The sequence below is a fragment of the Variovorax terrae genome (assembly GCF_022809125.1).
Lineage (GTDB): Bacteria > Pseudomonadota > Gammaproteobacteria > Burkholderiales > Burkholderiaceae_C > Variovorax_A > Variovorax_A terrae.
Map to the genome: position 1 here is coordinate 1,197,261 of NZ_JALGBI010000001.1, position 18,148 is coordinate 1,215,408.

13 protein-coding genes are annotated in these 18,148 nt (G+C 70.3%); 5 read left to right on the forward strand and 8 right to left on the reverse strand.

The genetic code is table 11. From position 1 onward, the window contains the following. The gene (locus MMF98_RS05665; protein WP_243305180.1) at positions 1-3,513 is read right to left on the reverse strand and encodes a transglutaminase family protein; all 3,513 of its coding nucleotides are present in this window, start codon (positions 3,511-3,513) and stop codon (positions 1-3) included. Between the two features lie 124 nt (positions 3,514-3,637). On the opposite strand from MMF98_RS05665, the gene MMF98_RS05670 reads away from it, so the two are divergent. The 3 genes from MMF98_RS05670 to MMF98_RS05680 are packed head-to-tail and all read left to right on the forward strand — an operon-like array spanning position 3,638 to position 8,585. Continuing rightward, positions 3,638-6,040, forward strand: coding sequence for a DNA internalization-related competence protein ComEC/Rec2 (locus MMF98_RS05670; protein WP_243305182.1), 2,403 nt, complete (start codon positions 3,638-3,640; stop codon positions 6,038-6,040). 58 nt (positions 6,041-6,098) lie between these two features. Then, positions 6,099-7,622, forward strand: coding sequence for a circularly permuted type 2 ATP-grasp protein (locus MMF98_RS05675; RefSeq protein ID WP_243305183.1), 1,524 nt, complete (start codon positions 6,099-6,101; stop codon positions 7,620-7,622). Between the two features lie 3 nt (positions 7,623-7,625). Beyond that, positions 7,626-8,585, forward strand: a complete 960-nt coding sequence (locus tag MMF98_RS05680; RefSeq protein WP_243305186.1) for an alpha-E domain-containing protein — start codon at positions 7,626-7,628, stop codon at positions 8,583-8,585. 35 nt (positions 8,586-8,620) lie between these two features. Here the strand turns inward: MMF98_RS05680 and MMF98_RS05685 are convergent, their stop codons facing one another. Next, positions 8,621-9,112 (reverse strand): cupin domain-containing protein, encoded by a 492-nt coding sequence (locus MMF98_RS05685; RefSeq protein WP_243305187.1) that lies wholly within the window; start codon positions 9,110-9,112, stop codon positions 8,621-8,623. 38 nt (positions 9,113-9,150) lie between these two features. Further along, on the reverse strand, positions 9,151-10,125 hold the full coding sequence (locus MMF98_RS05690) for a Bug family tripartite tricarboxylate transporter substrate binding protein (protein WP_243305189.1): 975 nt from the start codon (positions 10,123-10,125) through the stop codon (positions 9,151-9,153). A gap of 137 nt (positions 10,126-10,262) precedes the next feature. On the opposite strand from MMF98_RS05690, the gene MMF98_RS05695 reads away from it, so the two are divergent. Next, on the forward strand, positions 10,263-11,030 hold the full coding sequence (locus tag MMF98_RS05695; RefSeq protein ID WP_243305190.1) for an alpha/beta hydrolase: 768 nt from the start codon (positions 10,263-10,265) through the stop codon (positions 11,028-11,030). On the opposite strand, the gene MMF98_RS05700 is transcribed toward MMF98_RS05695, so the two are convergent. From MMF98_RS05700 to MMF98_RS05720, 5 genes are all read right to left on the reverse strand, one after another. Continuing rightward, on the reverse strand, positions 11,027-11,953 hold the full coding sequence (locus MMF98_RS05700) for a LysR family transcriptional regulator (RefSeq protein ID WP_243305192.1): 927 nt from the start codon (positions 11,951-11,953) through the stop codon (positions 11,027-11,029). The genes MMF98_RS05695 and MMF98_RS05700 overlap by 4 nt on opposite strands. Positions 11,954-11,958: 5 nt before the next feature. Further along, entirely contained in the window at positions 11,959-13,041 is a 1,083-nt protein-coding gene (mltB, locus tag MMF98_RS05705) for a lytic murein transglycosylase B (RefSeq protein WP_243305194.1), read from the reverse strand. Then, positions 13,038-15,032, reverse strand: a complete 1,995-nt coding sequence (locus tag MMF98_RS05710) for a transglutaminase TgpA family protein (protein ID WP_243305196.1) — start codon at positions 15,030-15,032, stop codon at positions 13,038-13,040. The genes mltB and MMF98_RS05710 overlap by 4 nt, the downstream gene beginning before the upstream one ends. Before the next feature lie 127 nt (positions 15,033-15,159). Then, positions 15,160-16,125 (reverse strand): DUF58 domain-containing protein, encoded by a 966-nt coding sequence (locus tag MMF98_RS05715; protein ID WP_243307315.1) that lies wholly within the window; start codon positions 16,123-16,125, stop codon positions 15,160-15,162. 74 nt (positions 16,126-16,199) lie between these two features. Next, complete coding sequence (locus MMF98_RS05720) at positions 16,200-17,120, reverse strand: AAA family ATPase (protein WP_243307317.1); 921 nt, start codon at positions 17,118-17,120, stop codon at positions 16,200-16,202. A gap of 65 nt (positions 17,121-17,185) precedes the next feature. On the opposite strand from MMF98_RS05720, the gene MMF98_RS05725 reads away from it, so the two are divergent. Then, a complete protein-coding gene (locus tag MMF98_RS05725) occupies positions 17,186-18,139 on the forward strand; it encodes a histone deacetylase family protein (protein WP_243305199.1) in 954 nt (317 codons plus the stop codon). Positions 18,140-18,148: the final 9 nt, after the last annotated feature.

The window sequence follows — 18,148 nt, forward strand, 5'->3', positions numbered from 1 at the left end:
CTAGCTCCGCCGCAGGTCCAGCGTGAACGGAAACTCGCGGCTGCCCGGCACATGGATCGTGGCGGGCGGCACCTCGAGCGTGCCCGGCGTGTGGCCCATGCGGAAGAAGCGCGCCAGGCGCCGGCTCTCGGCCTCGTAGGCGTTGACCGGGAAGGTGAGGTAGTTGCGTCCGCCGGGGTGGGCCACGTGGTACTGGCAGCCGCCGAGCGAGCGCTTCATCCAGGTGTCGACGATGTCGAAGGTCAGCGGCGCGTGCACGCCGATGGTGGGGTGCAGCGCCGAGGGCGGGTTCCAGGCCTTGTAGCGCACGCCGGCCACATACTCGCCGGCCACGCCGGTGGGCTGCAGCGGCAGGGCCTGGCCGTTCACGGTGACGACGTAGCGGCTCTCGTTGAGGCCGGTCACGCGCACCTCGATGCGCTCGAGCGACGAGTCCACATAGCGCACGGTGCCGCCGGGCGCGCCTTCCTCGCCCATCACGTGCCAGGGCTCCAGCGCGTTGCGCAGCGTGAGCTCGATGCCGCGCGACTGCACCTCGCCCACCAGCGGGAAGCGGAACTCGAAGTGCGGCGCGAACCATGAGGTGTCGAAGGCGTAGCCGGCCTCGCGCATCTCGGTCATCACGTCGTTGAAGTCCATCTTCACGAAGCTGGGCAGCAGGAAGCGGTCGTGCAGCTCGGTGCCCCAGCGCGTGGCCGGCGCCTGGTAGGGCGCCTTCCAGAAGCGCGCAACCAGGGCGCGCAGCAGCAGCTGCTGCGCGATGCTCATGCGCGCGTGCGGCGGCATCTCGAAGGCGCGCAGCTCCAGCAGGCCCAGGCGGCCGGTGGCCGAATCGGGCGAGTACATCTTGTCGATGCAGAACTCGCTGCGGTGGGTGTTGCCGGTGACGTCGATCAGGATGTTGCGCAGCGTGCGGTCCACCAGCCACGGCGGCATGTCCTGGCCGTGGATCTCGCGGTTGCGGCGGATCTCGCGCAGCGCGATCTCCAGTTCGTAGAGCTGGTCGTTGCGGGCTTCGTCCACGCGCGGGGCCTGGCTGGTAGGGCCGATGAACATGCCGCTGAACAGGTAGCTCAGGGACGGATGGTTGTGCCAGTAGAGGATCAGGCTGGCCAGCAGCTCGGGCTTGCGCAGGAACGGGCTGTCGGCGGGCGTGGCGCCGCCCATCACGAAGTGGTTGCCGCCGCCGGTGCCGGTGTGGCGGCCGTCGGTCATGAATTTCTCGGCAGACAGCCGGGTCTCGAAAGCGGCGTTGTAGAGGAACTCGGTGTGTGCCACCAGTTCGCCCCAGTGGTGCGCGGGATGGATGTTGACCTCGATCACGCCGGGATCGGGCGTGACCTGCAGCAGCTTCAGGCGCGCATCGCGCGGCGGCGGGTAGCCCTCGAGCACGATCTTCACGCCCAGTTCCTCGGCCGTGCCTTCCACGGCGGCGAGCAGGTCGAGATAGTCTTCCAGCCGCGCCAGCGGCGGCATGAAGACGTAGAGCAGGCAGGACTTGCGGCCCACGGTTTCGGCCTTCGGGCCGTTGGCGCGGCGCGGGTCGCGTGCTTCCACGCACAGCGCGGTGCGGGTGTGGCCCTGGGCCGACTCGAAGCGGCCCGGCGGGCGCACGAAGCCGCGGGGCTCGGGCTGGCCCGCCTCGCGCGCGTTGCCCGGGGTGGCGAAGCGGCCCAGGCCGTCCTGCTGCACGCGGGCTGCCTCGCCCTGCGGCCCGGCGCCCGAGAGGTAGGGTACGGCGCTGCGCTCGTCGCCCGGTGCGCCGGCGGCCTGGCGCACCTGCCGCATGGCGGCCGCCGGCAGGGCATCGCGCGGGGCGGTCGGGTCCTGCTCGATCAGGTAGGGGTAGTCGGCCTTGCTGACCCAGGGCAGCGAGTCCAGCGGCAGGCGGTAGCCCATGGGCGAGTCGCCGGGGATCAGGTACATGCGCTCGTCGCGGAAGAACCAGGGGCCGGTGCTCCACACCGAGCCCGACAGGCGGGGCGCGCCGGCGGCGCCGGGGCCCGGGTTGACCTGCAGCGGCAGCACATAGCCGACCACGGCGTCGAGCTTCTGCTCGAACACGCGGCGCAGGCGGGCGCGCTCAAGCTCGTCATCGAGCCGCGAGTCGAACGGGTCCACGTTCACCGGCAGGCGGCGCTCGCGCCACAGGTAGTACCAGACATCCTCGTAGCCGGGCTCGATGTAGCGGGGGCTCAGGTTCAGCCGGGCTGCGAGCCGCTGGGTGAAGCGTTCCGCATCTTCGCTGGTGTAGTGCGAGGGCTCGCGTTCGTCGGCGAACAGCGCGGGGTTGTTCCAGGCCGGCTGGCCGTCGGCGCGCCAGCAGATGCTCAGGGCCCAGCGCGGCAGCTGTTCGCCGGGATACCACTTGCCCTGGCCGAAATGCAGAAAGCCGCCCTGGCCGTACTCGGCGCGCAGCCGGTGCACCAGCTCGGTGGCGTAGCCGCGCTTGGTGGGGCCGAGCGCATCGGTGTTCCACTCAGCCGCGTCGCGGTCGTCGGTGGCGACATAGGTGGGCTCGCCGCCCATGGTCAGGCGCACGTCGCCGGCCATCAGCTCGCGGTCCACAGCCTCGCCCAGCGCCAATACGGCAGCCCATTGCGCGTCGGTGTAGGGCTGGGTGACGCGCGGCGATTCATAGATGCGCGTGACCTGCATGTGGTGGCTGAACTCGACCTCGGCCTGGTCCACGGCGCCCTCGATCGGCGCGGCGCTGGAGGGCTGCGGCGTGCAGGCCAGCGGGATGTGGCCTTCGCCGGCCAGCAGGCCCGAGGTGGCGTCCAGCCCGATCCAGCCGGCGCCGGGCAGGAACACCTCGCACCAGGCGTGCAGGTCGGTGAAGTCGACCGTGGTGCCGCTCGGGCCGTCCAGCGACTTGACGTCGGGCGTGAGCTGGATCAGGTAGCCCGAGACGAAGCGCGCGGCCAGCCCGCAATGGCGCAGCAGCTGCACCAGCAGCCAGCCCGAGTCGCGGCAGGAGCCGGAGGCGTTCTTCAGCGTCTCCTCGGGCGTCTGTACGCCGGGCTCCATGCGGATCAGGTATTGGATGTCCTGCTGCACCTGCTGGTTGATGGCGACGAGGAAGTCGATGGTGCGGCGCTCGCTGCGGTCGATTTTGGCGAGGTAGGCCTTGAGCAGCGGCGTGGCCTTCTCGGTGACGAGGTAGGGCGCGAGCTCGCGCTCCTGGGATTCGGTGTAGCGGAACGGGAAGTTCTCGGCCTGCGGTTCGAGGAAGAAGTCGAACGGGTTGTAGACCGACATCTCGACCACGAGGTCCACCGTGACCTTGAATTCGGTGGTTTTCTCGGGGAACACCAGCCGCGCGAGGTAGTTGGCGAACGGGTCCTGCTGCCAGTTGATGAAGTGGTGGGCGGGCTCGACCTTCAGCGAATAGGAAATGATGTTGCTGCGGCAATGCGGCGCCGGCCGCAATCGGATCACCTGGGGGCCGAGCTGGACCGGACGGTCGTACCTGTAGTGGGTGACGTGATTCAGGGCGGCGTGGATGGACATGCGCTGGGCCTCGGTCTCGGTAGGTCTCGTGACGTTGCGGCGAAGCAAACCCTCGCCGAGCTGCATCCTAGCAAGAGCCGAGCCAGTCGGCACACTTTTCGTCTGGCCCGTTTAGCATGACGTCATGCAGAACACGGGGCATCAGGAGGGCGCCGCATGCGGCGGGCTGGAGGCGGCGCTGGCGGGCTTCGTGGCCGGCACGGCCCTGCAGCTGCAGCAGCCGGCCCTGTGGCCCTGGCCGGTCTATGCCGCTCTGGTTCTGGCGGCGCTGGCGCTGGGAGCTTGGCTCGTCATGCGCGCGGGGGCAGGGCGTGGCCGCCGCCGCTGGGCGTGGACGGCCCTGGTGGCTTTCGCGGCACTGGCGTTTGGCGGCTGCGGCCTGCGCGCGCTGGTCTTCACGGCCGGCGCGCTGCCGCCGGCGCTGGAGGGGCGCGACCTGGCCGTCACGGGCGTGGTGGCCGCCATGCCGCAGCGCAACGAGAGCGGCCTGCGCTTCAGGCTCGCGGTGGAATCGGCCCGGCTCGATGGCGTGCCTATCCGCCTGCCGCCGCTGCTGGAGCTCGGCTGGTATGGCGACGAGCGCGCGCAGCGCCAGCCTGGCGACCTGAAGGCCGGCGAGCGCTGGCAGATGACGGTGCGCCTCAAGGCGCCGCACGGCGGCAGCAACCCGCATGGCTTCGACTACGAGCTGTGGCTGTGGGAGCAGGGCGTGCAGGCCACCGGCTATGTGCGCAGCGGCGCGAAGGACCCGCCGCCCCGGCGCCTGGGCCAGACCTGGCGGCACCCGGTGGAGCGCGCCCGGCAGGCGGTGCGCGACGAGGTGTTCGAGCGCGTGGACGACCGCAAGAGCGCCGGCGTGCTGGCCGCATTGATCACGGGCGACCAGAACGCGATCGACCGCGCCGACTGGGACGTCTTTCGCGCCACCGGCGTGGCCCACCTCATGAGCATCTCGGGCCTGCACGTGACCATGTTCGCCTGGGTCGCGGCCGGGCTGGTGGGCTGGCTGTGGCGGCGCTCGGCCCGCCTGTGCCTGCTGTTCCCCGCGCCCGGCGCGGCCTGGATCGGCGGCGTGCTGCTGGCCGGGGCCTATGCCGTGTTCAGCGGCTGGGGCGTGCCCGCGCAGCGCACGCTCTGGATGCTGGCCACGGCGGCGCTGCTGCGCCTGAGCGGCCGGCGCTGGCCCTGGCCGCAGCAATGGCTGCTGGTCATGGCCGTGGTGGTGGCGGTCGATCCCTGGGCGCTGCTGCAGGCCGGCTTCTGGCTCAGCTTCGTCGCGGTCGGCGTTCTGTTTGCTACGGATTCAGGAGCAGGAAATGACCGCCCGACAAGGACATCGGGCCGATTTCTTTCATTTTTTCGGGAACAGTGGGTGATCACGCTGGCCTTGACGCCGCTGACCCTGCTGCTGTTCAGCCAGGTCTCGCTGGTGGGCCTGCTGGCCAATGCGCTGGCGATTCCCTGGGTGACGCTGGTGGTCACGCCGCTGGCCCTGCTCGGTGTGCTGTGGGCGCCGCTGTGGGGGCCGGCCGCCTGGGCGCTGCAGGCGCTGGCCGTGTTCCTGCAATGGCTGGCCGGCTGGCCCTGGGCCACGCTGTCCACCGCGACGCCGGCCCTGTGGGCCTCGGCCGCGGGCGTGCTGGGCGGGCTGCTGCTGGCGATGCGCCTGCCCTGGAGCCTGCGCGCGCTGGGCCTGCCGCTGCTGCTGCCCGTGCTGCTGTGGCAGGCGCCGCGGCCGGCGCCGGGCCAGTTCGAGCTGCTGGCGGCCGACATCGGGCAGGGCAATGCCGTGATCGTGCGCACCGCCGGCCACACCCTGGTGTTCGACGCCGGGCCGCGCTTCTCGCGCGAGAGCGATGCCGGCCACCGCGTGCTGGTGCCGCTGCTGCGCGCGCTGGGGGAACGGGTGGACACGCTGGTGCTGAGCCATCGCGACAGCGACCATACGGGCGGGGCCGCCGCCGTGCTCGCGATGCAGCCGCAGGCGGCGCTGCTCAGTTCCATCGAGGCCGGCCACGAGTTGCAGGCGCTGCGCCCGGCCACCCGCTGCGTGGCGGGCCAGAGCTGGGACTGGGATGGCGTGGCGTTCGAGGTGCTGCACCCGCAGGCCGGCGACTACGAAGCGCCGGCCAAGCCCAACGCCCTGAGCTGCGTGCTGCGCCTCTCGAACGGCGCCGCCACCGCGCTGCTCGCGGGCGACATCGAGGCGCCGCAGGAAGCGCGGCTGGTGCAGGACGCCGCCGCGCTGGAGGCCGATGTGCTGCTGGTGCCGCACCACGGCAGCCGCACCTCCTCCAGCGCCGCGTTCCTGGACGCCGTGCAGCCGCAGATCGCGCTGGTGCAGGCCGGCTACCGCAACCGCTTCGGCCACCCGGCACCGGCGGTGCTGGAGCGCTATGCGCAGCGCGACGTGCGCGTGGTGGATTCCGTGCACTGCGGGGCCGCCACCTGGAACTCCGACCAGCCGCAACGGCTGCGCTGCCAGCGCGAGGCCGGGCGGCGGTACTGGCATCACCTCGTGCCCTGAGAGCCTAGGTGAAAACACCGGCCTGGAACTTGCTAAGCTAGCGACAGGAGATGGTCTTATGCAGAAATTCGACGAGATGTATGCGAAGCTGCCCTATGACAGCGGCAGCGTGCGCGAGCATTACCGGGGCTACGGCCAGTGGCTGGCGCGCCAGCCGGGCGACACCATGCGGGCCCGGCGCGAAGAGGCGGAGCTGATCTTCCGGCGTGTCGGCATCACCTTCGCGGTCTATGGCGCCAAGGACGAGGACGGCGCCGGTACCGAGCGGCTGATCCCCTTCGACCTGATTCCGCGCATCATTCCGGCCCACGAATGGGCCAGCATGGAACGGGGCCTGGTGCAGCGCGTGACCGCGCTCAACCGCTTCATCCACGACGTCTACCACGAGCAGGAGATCATCAAGGCGGGCGTGATCCCGTCCGACCAGATCCTGCAGAACGCGCAGTTCCGCCCCGAGATGATGGGCGTCAACGTGCCGGGCGAGATCTACTCGCACATCTCGGGCATCGACATCGTGCGCGCGCCCAATGCCCGGGGCGAGGGCGAGTACTACGTGCTGGAAGACAACCTGCGCGTGCCCAGCGGCGTGAGCTACATGCTGGAAGACCGCAAGATGATGATGCGGCTGTTTCCCGACCTGTTCAGCCAGCATCGCGTGGCGCCCGTGGCGCACTACCCCGATCTGCTGCTGGAAACCCTGCGCGCCTCCTGCCCGGCGACCACGGCCGAGCCCACCGTGGTGGTGCTCACGCCCGGCATGTACAACAGCGCCTACTTCGAGCACGCCTTCCTGGCGCAGCAGATGGGTGTGGAGCTGGTCGAGGGCCAGGACCTGTTCGTCAAGGACAACTTCGTCTACATGCGCACCACGCGCGGCCCCAAGCGCGTGGACGTGATCTACCGCCGGGTGGACGACGACTTCCTCGACCCGCTGGTGTTCCGCCCCACCTCGACGCTGGGCTGCGCGGGCCTGCTCGGGGTGTACCGCGCCGGCAACGTGAGCATCTGCAATGCGGTGGGCACCGGCGTGGCCGACGACAAGTCGATCTATCCCTACGTGCCCAAGATGATCGAGTTCTACCTCGGCGAGAAGCCCATCCTCAACAACGTGCCCACCTACCAGTGCCGCAATTCGGAAGACCTGCAGTACACGCTGGCCCACCTCAAGGACCTGGTGGTCAAGGAGGTGCACGGCGCAGGCGGCTACGGCATGCTGGTGGGCCCGGCAGCCACCACGGCCGAGATCGAGGACTTCCGCCGGGCGCTGCTGGCCAACCCGGGCGGCTACATCGCGCAGCCCACCTTGAGCCTCTCGAGCTGCCCGACCTTCGTGGACAGCGGCATCGCGCCGCGCCACATCGACCTGCGCCCCTTCGTGCTCAGCGGCAAGGAGGTGCAGATGGTGCCCGGCGGCCTCACGCGCGTGGCGCTCAAGGAGGGCTCGCTGGTGGTGAACTCGTCGCAGGGCGGCGGCACCAAGGACACCTGGATCCTGGAGGAGGGGCCGCGCGTGGCGCCGCACCCGTCTCCCTCGCAATTCCAATCGCAATCGCAATCCGCATCATCGGCACCCAGGAGCTAAACCATGCTGAGCCGCACTGCCGACCACCTGTTCTGGATGTCCCGCTACACCGAGCGGGCAGAAAACACCGCACGCATGCTGGACGTGAACTACCAGACCTCGCTGCTGCCGCAGTCCGCCGCCGTGGCGCAGGTGGGCTGGCAGGGCCTGCTGTCGATCAGCGAGCTGCTGCCGTCCTATGGCGCGCTGTATGGCGAAGTCGCGTCCGACAAGGTGATGGAGTTCATGGTCAAGGACGAGGACAACCCCTCGTCCATCATCTCCTGCCTGCGCGCCGCGCGCGAGAATGCGCGCGCCGTGCGCGGCACGCTGACCACCGAGGTGTGGGAGACGCAGAACCAGACTTGGCTCGAAGTCAACCGCATGCTGCGCTCGGGTGAATTCGAGCGCGATCCGGGCCAGTTCTTCGAGTGGGTCAAGTTCCGCTCGCACCTCTCGCGCGGTGTCACCGTAGGCACCATGCTGATGGACGAGGCGCTGCACTTCATGCGCCTGGGCACCTTTTTGGAGCGCGCCGACAACACCGCGCGCCTGGTGGACGTGAAGTTCCACGCGGTGCAGAGCGATTTCTTCGGCGCCGCCACCGAGCAGGACCAGGAGTACGACTTCTACCACTGGAGCGCGATCCTGCGCAGCGTGAGCGGCTTCGAGATCTACCGCAAGGTCTACCGCGACGTGATCAAGCCCGAGCGCGTGGCCGACCTGCTGATCCTGCGCGCCGACATGCCGCGCTCGCTGCACGCCAGCCTCAACGAAGTGGTGAGCAACCTCGCGATGGTGGCCAACGACCAGTCGTCCGAAACCCAGCGGCGCGCCGGCAAGCTGCGCGCCGACCTGCAGTACGGCCACATCGAGGAAATCCTCGCCACGGGCCTGCATGCCTTCCTCACGCAGTTCCTCGACCGCGTGAACGAGCTGGGCGCGCGCATCAGCCGCGATTTCCTGATTCCGGCGACGGCCTGAGGCGTCGGGCCGGTGGCGCGCTCACCCCGGGCGCTTCACATGAACTCGCATTTGGCGACGTTGCCGGGCTGCACCGCCAGCAGCAGGCCGAACTCGCTGCCGGCGCCCGGCTCGAGGTTGATGAAGCGGCGCGGCACGAAGGGCGGCATGGCGCACACGTCCAGCGGGTCAAGGTCGACCGAGTGCTCCTGGTTCAGCCCCCAGATCACGCGCCAGCGGCCCTTGAGCGCGACAAAGGTTTCGTTGGTGTCGTGGTTGTGCAGCTTCGGGCCATTGCCGGGCTTGGCCTCGACATACGACATCTGAAAGCCTTCCTCGATCGGGATGGCCGACATCGGGTCCTTGCCGCCGTCGACGATCAGCCCCTGGCCGACGACCAGGTAGTTGCGCCGCTCGTGGCCGGGCAGCAGGCTGTCGGGGTAGCGGTCGGGCGGGTACTTGAGCGACTTGAAGCGGGCCACGCGCTGCTCCATCTGCTGCGGGGACACGGTCCGGATTTCCATCTCGTAGTTCTTGGTGGTTGTCATGGGTTGCTTTCCTTTCGTGATGAGGGGGTGAACAGGGCTTACTCGCCCAGCCGGACACCGGCTGCCTTGACGAGGCGGTCCCACTTGGTGATTTCGGCCGTGACGAAGCTGCTGAACTCGGGTACCGAGTACAGGCGCACCTCCGAGCCCGTGCGCGCCAGCGCGTCCTTCACGTCGGGCTGGTTGCTGGCGGAGACGATGGCCTGGTTCAACTGTTCGACGATGGCGGTGGGCGTGCCGGCCGGCGCGAAGATGCCGCCCCAGACGACCAGGTCGAGCCCGGGGTAGCCGAGCTCGATCAGCGTGGGCGTCTGCGGCAGAAAGGGGTTGCGGCGCGTGCCCGCGATCGCCAGCGCGCGGGCCTTGCCGCTGTTGATGTGCGCAACGGTTTCGGCGGGGTAGCCCACCATGCCGTCGATCTGCCCGCCCAGCACGTCGTTCATGGCCAGGGCCGTGCCCTTGTAGTAGACGATGTTGAGGTCCACGGCCGCGGCTTTCTGGAACGAGGCCATCACCACCTGCTGGAAGGCATTGACCGAGGCCCAGTTCACCTGGCCCGGCCGGGCCTTGGCGGCCTCGACCAGCCCGGGCAGGCTGGTGAGCCTGGAAGCGTTGCTGGCGATCAGCACCGGGTTGGTCGTGAACAGCAGCCCGACCGGCAGGAAGTCCCGGGCCGGGTCGAAGCGCATCTTCATGCCCCCGGGCTTGTTGATGGCCATCTCGCTGGTGGTGCCGGCATACAGCGTGTAGCCGTCGGCCGCGGCCTTGGCCACCGTTTCCCCCGCGATGTTGCCGCTGGCGCCCGGACGGTTCTCCACCACGAAGGACTGGCCGAGATCGGCCGTCAGTTTCAGGGCCACACGGCGCGCGGCGACATCGGTGGCGCTGCCCGGCGGGAAGCCCACGACGATGCGCACGGGCTTGCTGGGGTATTTGTCGGGCTGGGCCGTGGCAGCGAGGCTCAGCGCCGCGAGCAGCAGGCCGAGCAGGGGAGAGGGCAGGCGAAAGGTCATGGGCAGGGTCTCCAGCGTGGAATGTTGTGGTCTGTCAAAGCGAGCGGATTATGCGAACGGCATGCGGCGCTGCCCATCACCGGCGGCGCATGTGCGCATGGCGCTGCATGCATGCCGCCGGGCCGCAGAATCCCGGCATGGAAACGAAACAAGACGAGAAACTGCCCATCGACCTGGTCGAGCTTGCCGTGCAAGATCCGCGGCTGCGCATCCGCGAGTTCACGCTCGACGTGGCGGGCCGCCGCGTGCCCGCGCGGCTCTGGTCGGCGCGCCAGGCCGCCGGGCCGGCCCCGCTGGTGCTGGTGGGCCATGGCGGCAGCGGCCACAAGGCCTCGCAGCTGGTGCTGGACATCGCGGCGCTGCTGGCCGGCGACCACGGCTTCGTGGTGGCGGCCATCGACGGGCCGGTGCATGGCGCGCGCCGCGCCAGCTTCGCGGACGGGCCGGTGGTGCGGCAGGCCTTCCGCGAGCTGTGGGCCGCGGGTACGAGCATCGACGCCATGGTGGACGACTGGCGCGCGGTCACCGACGTGCTGTGCCGCCTGCCCGAGGTCGATGCTTCCGCGCTGGGCTGGTACGGCATCTCGATGGGCACGGCCTACGGCATTCCCGTGGTGGCCGCCGATGCGCGCATCCGCGCCGCGGTGCTGGGGATGTGGGGCACCTGCCGCGCCGGCAGCGAGCGCCTGGTGACCGATGGGCGCAGGATCGGCTGCCCGGTGCTGTTCCAGCAGAAGACCGATGACGAGGTGTTCACCCCGGCGGGCCAGGCCGACCTGTACGCGCAGATCGGCAGTGAGCGCAAGGAGCTGCGTCTCTACCCGGGCCGGCACACCGATCCCGAGGGGGCACAACTGGCCGATATTGCGCAGTTCCTGGTGCGGCAGCTGCGGCCGGAGGCTTAAGGCGCGGCCAGCGGCGCGGCAACCTGCTTGAACTGCTGGCGCAGCCAGCGGTGGGCCGGGTTGTTCTGCATGCGTTCGTGCCAGAACATCGAGGTGTGTACGTCGTCCAGCGGCAGCGGCGGCGCCAGCACCTGCAGCGCGAGCTGCTGCGCGAAGTGCCGCGCAATGCGTTCGGGAATCGTGGCCAGCAGGTCGGACCCGGCCACGACGGCCGGCGACGACAGGGTCGACGGCAGCCGCGCGCCGATGGCGCGGACCATGCCGGCGCGCGACAGGGTTTCGTCGACCAGGGTCTCGATGGTCGAGCCCCCGGTGCGGCCCAGCGCATACATGGCGTGGGGCGAGCCGACGTACTGCGCCAGGGACAGGGTGCCGCGGATGTCGGGGTGGTCCTGCGCCGCGATCACGCAGAGCTTCTGCTGCATCAGCGAGGTGGAGCGCAGGCCCTGCGGCGCATTGCGCAGGAACGCTACCACCAGATCGGCCTCGCCTTCCTCCAGCTCCTGGCGCACGCGCGGCAGCTCGGGGGGATGCACGCTCACCTGCACGGCCGGGGCGCAGGCGCGCAGGCGGGCGATCAGCGCCGGCATCAGCAGGAAGCCCACCGATTCGCTGGCGGCGATGCGGAAGTGCGCGCGCGCCCGGGCCGGGTCGAACGGCGCGCCCTCCGTCAGCGCCTGGTCGATCAGCTCCAGCGCGTGCTGGACCTGGTCGGCCACCTCCTGCGCACGGGGCGTGGCCACCATGCCCTTCTGGGTGCGCACCAGCAGCGGGTCGGCAAACAGCACGCGCAGCCGCGCCAGGGTGGCGCTCATGGCGGGCTGCCCGATGCCCATGCGCTCGGCCGCGCGCGTGACATGGGCCTCGCTCACCAGCGCCTGCAGGCAGCGCAGGAGGTAGACGTCGAGATGCCGGTGGTCCATGGCGGTCAACGCGGCAGCGCCGACTTGACCGCCTGCCCCAGCTCGATCACGGCCATCGCGTAGTAGCTGCTCCAGTTGTAGCGCGTGATCACGTAGAAGTTCTCGGTGCCGGCCACGTAGCTCGGTTCGTCGCCGCCGTTCTGCAGCTCGATCAGCGCCAGCGGGCCCGGGTGCTGCAGCGCTTCGCCTTCCAGCACGGCGCCCTTGGCCATGAAGCTGGCGACGCTGAAGGTGGGCAGGATGTCGGGCAGCAGCAGCGTCTCCTTGTCCAGGCGCTCGGCATCGAAGCGCACCGGGTAGTGGGTCGGCATGCCGGGCTGCCAGCCGAAGGCCTTGAAGTAGTTGGCCACCGAGCCGATCACGTCGGACGGGCTGTTGACGAGGTCGATCCGGCCGTCGCCGTCGTTGTCGACCGCGTACTTGACCCAGCTCGACGGCATGAACTGCGGCATGCCCATGGCGCCGGCGTAGCTGCCCAGCGGCGCCATCGGGTCGCCGCCGATGCGGCTTTCCTGGCTCAGGAATTGCTCCAGCTCGCCCTTGAAGAACGCGGCGCGTTCGCGCGCGCGCGGGTGCGAGGTGGGGAAGTCGAAGGCCAGCGTGGTGAGCGCGTCCATCACGCGGAAGTTGCCCATCTGCTGGCCGTAGATGGTCTCCACGCCGATGATGCCGACGATGATCTCGGCCGGCACGCCGTACTCTTGCTCGGCCCGCGCCAGCGTGCCGGCATGGGCTTGCCAGAAGCGCACGCCGGCCGCGATGCGGATCGGTTCGACGAAGCGGCTGCGGTAGACGCGCCAGTTCTTGGGCGTGCCCGCGGGCGGCGGCTGCATCAGGCGCGCCGCCGCCGGCAGGTAGCGCGCCTGGCCGACGGCCTGGCGCACCCAGTCGCGGTCGAGGTCGCGGCGCTGCGCGATGTCGTCGGCCTCGCGCATCACGTCCTCGCGCGTGGCATAGGCGGGGCCGGCGGCGGGCTGGCGCGCCGAGACCGGAGTCTTTTTGGCACCTTTGGCGGCGAGGGTCCCCGTGCAGAGGACGCAGGATGCTATCAAAACGGTAGCAACCCGGAGGAGTTTCTTGGATGTCATGGCTTGGGCCAGGCCAGTTGATTGAATTCGCGCCGCAGGGCGGCGAGGTTGCCGCGCGGGTCCCGGGCGTAGCGCTGGGCTTCCAGCCGCAGCAGCCAGTCGGCCAGCGCGTCGGCGCCCGCGCCGAAGCGCCGGCGCGCGAGGGCGGCGATCTGGCGCGGCGGGCTGGCGGGCGCCATCTCCAGGCCTGCCTCGTGCAGGCGCCGGCGCGCCCGGCCCAGTAGGCGCAGCCAGGGGTCGTGCTGGCTGCGCTCCCACAGCGTCCAGGCGGCGCCGCCCAGGCTGACCAGCACCACCAGGCCGATCAGCACGTAGCTCAGGTCTTCCCAGCTCGGCGACTCGAAGCCGAGGTTCTTGAGCAGGTCGAGCTGCTTGCTCTGGGTGTAGTTGAGCACCCACTGGTTCCAGCCGTTGTTGACGGCCTCCCAGGCGGCGCGCAGGGTCTCGGCCAGGCCCGGGCTCACGGTGCCGATGGCGCTGGCGAACACGCCGCGCGGCGCCTGCAGCCGCTGCAGCGCGCCGATGCGGGACGGCGCCACGGCCGCCGTCGGGTCCACGCGCACCCAGCCGCGCCCCGCCATCCAGACTTCAGCCCAGGCATGGGCATCGCTCTGGCGCACGATCCAGTAGTCGTCCACGCTGTTGCGCTCGCCGCCCTGGTAGCCGGTGACCACGCGCGCCGGGATGTCCAGCGCGCGCATCAGCACCACGAAGGCCGAGGCGATGTGCTCGCAAAAGCCCTCCTTGCGGTCGAACCAGAACTCGTCGGCCGTGTTCGCGCCATAGACGCCGGGGTCCAGCGTGTAGGTGTAGCCGCCGCTGCGCAGCCGGTCCAGCACGGCCGCCACCAGCGCGGCGCTGTCGGCGCGCGGCTGCTGGTTGCGTAGCTCGGCGGCCAGCGCCCGGGTGCGCGGGTTGAAGCCGTCGGGCAGCAGCTGGTACTCGGCCAGCCCGGCCGCGAAGCGCTGCGGGCCGTGGCGGAAGTCGGCGTAGCTGACGGCCTTGTAGCGCGTGAGGTCGGTGACCGGCCGGTTGCTCAGCCACTGCAGGTCGGGCGTCATGGCCAGCTCGGCGCCGGGCAGCTCGGGGCGCTGCTCGGCGGCCTCCATCACAAAGATCCAGGGGCGGTTGTTGGGTTCGAGCGTCACCTCGTAGCGGTAGGGCGCGCCCACCACCTCCAGCGCGGCCGGCACGCCGTTGCGCTGCGAGAAGCGCGAGGCCAGCGGGCGCCACTCGCGCCCGTCGAACGCCGACAGCACGGGCCCGCGGAAGTACAGGTCCTGCTGCGGCGGGATCCGGCCGTCCTCGAAGCGGATGCGCATGGCGATGCTCTCGTCCAGCGCCAGGCTCGCGATGTTGCCCACCTGCATGCTGGCCGACAGCCCGCTGCGCCCGCTCATGGCGTCGCTCGGGATGCCCCACAGCGGCGCCAGCCGCGGGAACAGCATGAACAGCACGGCCATGATGGGCGCGCCCAGCAGCGCCATCCAGCCGGCGGTGCGGGCCGCCTGCAGGAGCGGCGGCTTGCCCACCGGCATGTGGGCGTTGACCAGCGCCGTCAGCAGGCCCAGCAGCGCGACCAGCATGGCGGCGGCGGTCAGCAGCGACTGCGAGAAGAAGAAGTTGGTGAGCATCGTGAAGAAGCCCAGGAAGAAGATCACGAAGGCATCGCGCCGCGCGCGCAGCTCCAGCGTCTTGAGCGCCAGCAGCACCACGATCAGCGTGACGCCGGCATCGCGCCCGAGCAGCGTGCGGTGCGTGGCCAGCGTGGCGGCCAGCGTGGCGGCCAGCAGGCCGAGCAGCCACCACTTGCCGGGCAGCGGACGCGCCGTGACGGCGAGCCAGCCGCGCCACAGCAGCACGCCGGCGGCCAGCAGGCTGCACCACAGCGGCAGGTTGCCGACCTGCGGCAGCACGACCCAGGCGATCACCAGCAGCAGGAACAGGGTGTCGCGCGCGTCGCGCGGGAGGGCGGACAGGCGGCTCAGCATGCGGGGCGGCCTCCGTGCCGGGGTTGGGAGCCAAATTTCAAGCAAAATCGGCCAAAGGTCCTTGTCGGGTGGTCATTCATTGCTATTGAATTGATAGCAAAAGAAGCGGCTTGCCGGTCGGCCGGGGTCAGCATAGCGCCAGCGCCTCCAGGCAGCGCCGCTTGTGGGCTTCGCCCGACGCCGGCTTCAGTTCGAGGCCGGGCAGGCGCAGGCCGTAGTCCACTCCCAGCCGGTCGGCCTGCAGCACCCAGGCGCACAGCCGGGACAGCCGGTGCTCGGTGCCCAGGGAGCCGGCCTGCGCGAGGTCGAGCCACAGCTCGTGGCGCTGCGCCTGCTGGCTGTCGCGGCTCACCAGTTCGTCGGCCTTGGCGGCCTTCTTCCAGACCACCAGCTTGAGCGGGTCGCCGCGCCGGTAGGCGCGCACGCCGTCGAATTCACCGGTGGATTGCACCCGCGCCGCCGCGGCGCCGCCCGAGCGCGGCTCGCCGGGCGGCAGCGGTGGCGCGAAGGCCTCGGGCGCGGGATAGACCAGCACCTGCGCCGCCGGCCGCCAGACCGTCCAGACGCGGAAGGTGCCGAGCGGAAAGCGCGTCTCGGCGGTCAGCGGTGGCACGCGGTGCAGGCCGCGGCTGGCCGGCGTGAAGGCCACCTGCACGCTGGCGCTGCCCTGGGCTGGCACGTCGGTCCAGGCCCAGTGGTCCGATTCCAGCACGCTCAGGCCGATGCCATGCCGCGGCGAGCGGCGCTCGTTCACGAGCGTGATGCCCAGCGTGGCGCTGGCACCCATGAACTGGGTATCGGGCGGGCTCAGGTGCATCGTGAGGCCGCGCAGCGTGGCGTGGCACACGTGCATGCCCACGATGGCGCTGCCGGCCAGCAGGAAGGTCAGCAGGTAGCCGAGGTTGAGCTGGTAGTTGATGGAGGCGACCAGCAGCACCAGCAGCGTGGCGCCCAGCATGAAGCCGGGCCGCGTCGGCAGGATGTAGACGTTGCGCTGGGTCAGCGTGGTGGTGTCGGCCAGCGGCAGGCGCGACTGCCACCACTGGCGAAAGCGCGCGCGCACGAGATTCAAGGGATTCCAGCCAGCGGCCACCGCGGAACCGGCTACGCCGGGCCGCTGGTGGCGCCCCCCGGGGGGGGAGGCGCCGAAGGCGCTTCGGGGGGCGTTCAAGGTAGAGGTACCGCCTCGATCAAGGCCCGCACCTGCTCCACCGGGCCGCGGCCGGCGTCGCTGACCGGCACCAGCCGGTGCGCCACGGTCTGCGGCAGGATGGCCTGCACGTCGTCGGGCGCCACGTAGTCGCGCCCGCTGAGCAGGGCCTGGGCCTTGGCGGCGCGCACCACGGCGATGCCGGCGCGCGGCGACAGGCCCTGCAGGAACCAGCGGCCCGAGCGCGTGGCGGCGATCAGGTCCTGCACGTAGTTGAGCAGCGGCTCGGCCGCGTGGACCTGCAGCACCTGCTGCTGCAGCACGTGCAGCTCGGCCGGCGTCAGCACGCCGTGCAGCGCCTGCACCATGTCGCGCCGGTCGTTGCCGTTCAGCAGCTCGCGCTCGGCCGCGCGGTCCGGGTAGCCCAGCGAGATGCGCATCAGGAAGCGGTCGAGCTGGCTCTCGGGCAGCGCGAAGGTGCCGAGCTGGTCATGCGGGTTCTGGGTGGCGATCACGAAGAACGGCGAGGGCAGGGCGCGGGTCTCGCCCTCGACCGTCACCTGCTTCTCCTCCATGGCTTCGAGCAGCGCACTCTGGGTCTTGGGGCTGGCGCGGTTGATCTCGTCGGCCAGCAGCACCTGGGCGAACACCGGGCCCGGGTGGAACACGAAGGCCTCCTTGCCGCGCTCGTAGATCGAGACGCCCGACAGGTCGCTGGGCATCAGGTCGGCGGTGAACTGCACGCGCGAGAAGTGCAGGCCGAAGGCGCGCGCCAGCGCATGCGCCAGGGTGGTCTTGCCGACGCCGGGCACGTCCTCGATCAGCAGGTGGCCGCCGGCCAGCAGGCAGGCCACGCAGTCCTGCACCTGGGCCGATTTGCCGACGATCACCGTGTTAAGCTGATCAAGCAGATTCTTGATTTTGTGAGTGGCGTCAATTTTTGTATCCATCGCCAGACCATACCGTAAATCGGAAGAAATGAGATTCTTGACCGACTCCGAACATGGGTAAAACAGGCTACTTCACCCACCGCGACTGCTGGAAACATGAAATGGGCGAGGGGCACCCCGAGTGCCCCGCACGGCTCGATGCGATCGAGGACCGGCTGCTGGCCGCCGGCGTGGGCGATGCGCTGGACCGGCGCGAGGCGCCCCTGGCCGGCGAGGCCGACATCGAGCTCGCGCACGACCGCATGCACGTGGCGGCCCTGCGCGGCCTGAGCAGCCGGCTGGCCGAGGAGATCGAGGCCGGCGGCCCGCCCTATGCGCAGATCGACCCCGACACCGCGATGAACCCCCATACCTGGAACGCGGCGTTGAGGGCGGCCGGCGCCGCGCTGGCCGCCACCGACGCCATCCTGGCGGGCGAGCTGGAAAACGCCTTCTGCTCGGTGCGCCCGCCGGGCCACCATGCCACCCATGACCGCGCCATGGGCTTTTGCTTCTTCAACAATGTGGCGATCGCCGCCAAGTACGCGCTCGAGCGCCACGGCCTGCGCCGGGTGGCGGTGGTGGATTTCGACGTGCACCACGGCAACGGCACCGAGGACATCCTGAGCGGCGACGAGCGCGCGCTGATGGTCGGCTTTTTCCAGCACCCGTTCTATCCCTACGGCGGCACGGACCATCCGGCGCGCAACATGCTCAACCTGCCGGTGCCGGCCTACACCCGCGGCATGGAGATCCGGGAGCTGATCGAGGCCCACTGGCTCCCGCGCCTGCACGCCTTCCGGCCCGAGATGATCTTCGTCAGCGCCGGCTTCGATGCCCACCGCGACGACGATCTCGGCCAATTGGGCCTGACCGAGCAGGACTACGCCTGGATCACGATGCGCATCCAGGAAGTGGCGCGCCGCCATGCCGGCGGCCGCATCGTGTCCTGCCTCGAAGGCGGTTACCACCTCGATGCGCTGGCCCGCAGCGTGGAAGCGCATATCCGCGTGCTGGCCGATCTGTGACGACACCCG

What these genes read in the sequence shown, in the direction of transcription:
- MMF98_RS05665 (WP_243305180.1), bottom strand. Translation starts at nt 3,513, where the DNA reads ATGTCCATCCACGCCGCCCTGAATCACGTCACCCACTACAGGTACGAC.
- MMF98_RS05670 (WP_243305182.1), top strand. Translation starts at nt 3,638, where the DNA reads ATGCAGAACACGGGGCATCAGGAGGGCGCCGCATGCGGCGGGCTGGAG.
- MMF98_RS05675 (WP_243305183.1), top strand. Translation starts at nt 6,099, where the DNA reads ATGCAGAAATTCGACGAGATGTATGCGAAGCTGCCCTATGACAGCGGC.
- MMF98_RS05680 (WP_243305186.1), top strand. Translation starts at nt 7,626, where the DNA reads ATGCTGAGCCGCACTGCCGACCACCTGTTCTGGATGTCCCGCTACACC.
- MMF98_RS05685 (WP_243305187.1), bottom strand. Translation starts at nt 9,112, where the DNA reads ATGACAACCACCAAGAACTACGAGATGGAAATCCGGACCGTGTCCCCG.
- MMF98_RS05690 (WP_243305189.1), bottom strand. Translation starts at nt 10,125, where the DNA reads ATGACCTTTCGCCTGCCCTCTCCCCTGCTCGGCCTGCTGCTCGCGGCG.
- MMF98_RS05695 (WP_243305190.1), top strand. Translation starts at nt 10,263, where the DNA reads ATGGAAACGAAACAAGACGAGAAACTGCCCATCGACCTGGTCGAGCTT.
- MMF98_RS05700 (WP_243305192.1), bottom strand. Translation starts at nt 11,953, where the DNA reads ATGGACCACCGGCATCTCGACGTCTACCTCCTGCGCTGCCTGCAGGCG.
- mltB (WP_243305194.1), bottom strand. Translation starts at nt 13,041, where the DNA reads ATGACATCCAAGAAACTCCTCCGGGTTGCTACCGTTTTGATAGCATCC.
- MMF98_RS05710 (WP_243305196.1), bottom strand. Translation starts at nt 15,032, where the DNA reads ATGCTGAGCCGCCTGTCCGCCCTCCCGCGCGACGCGCGCGACACCCTG.
- MMF98_RS05725 (WP_243305199.1), top strand. Translation starts at nt 17,186, where the DNA reads ATGGGTAAAACAGGCTACTTCACCCACCGCGACTGCTGGAAACATGAA.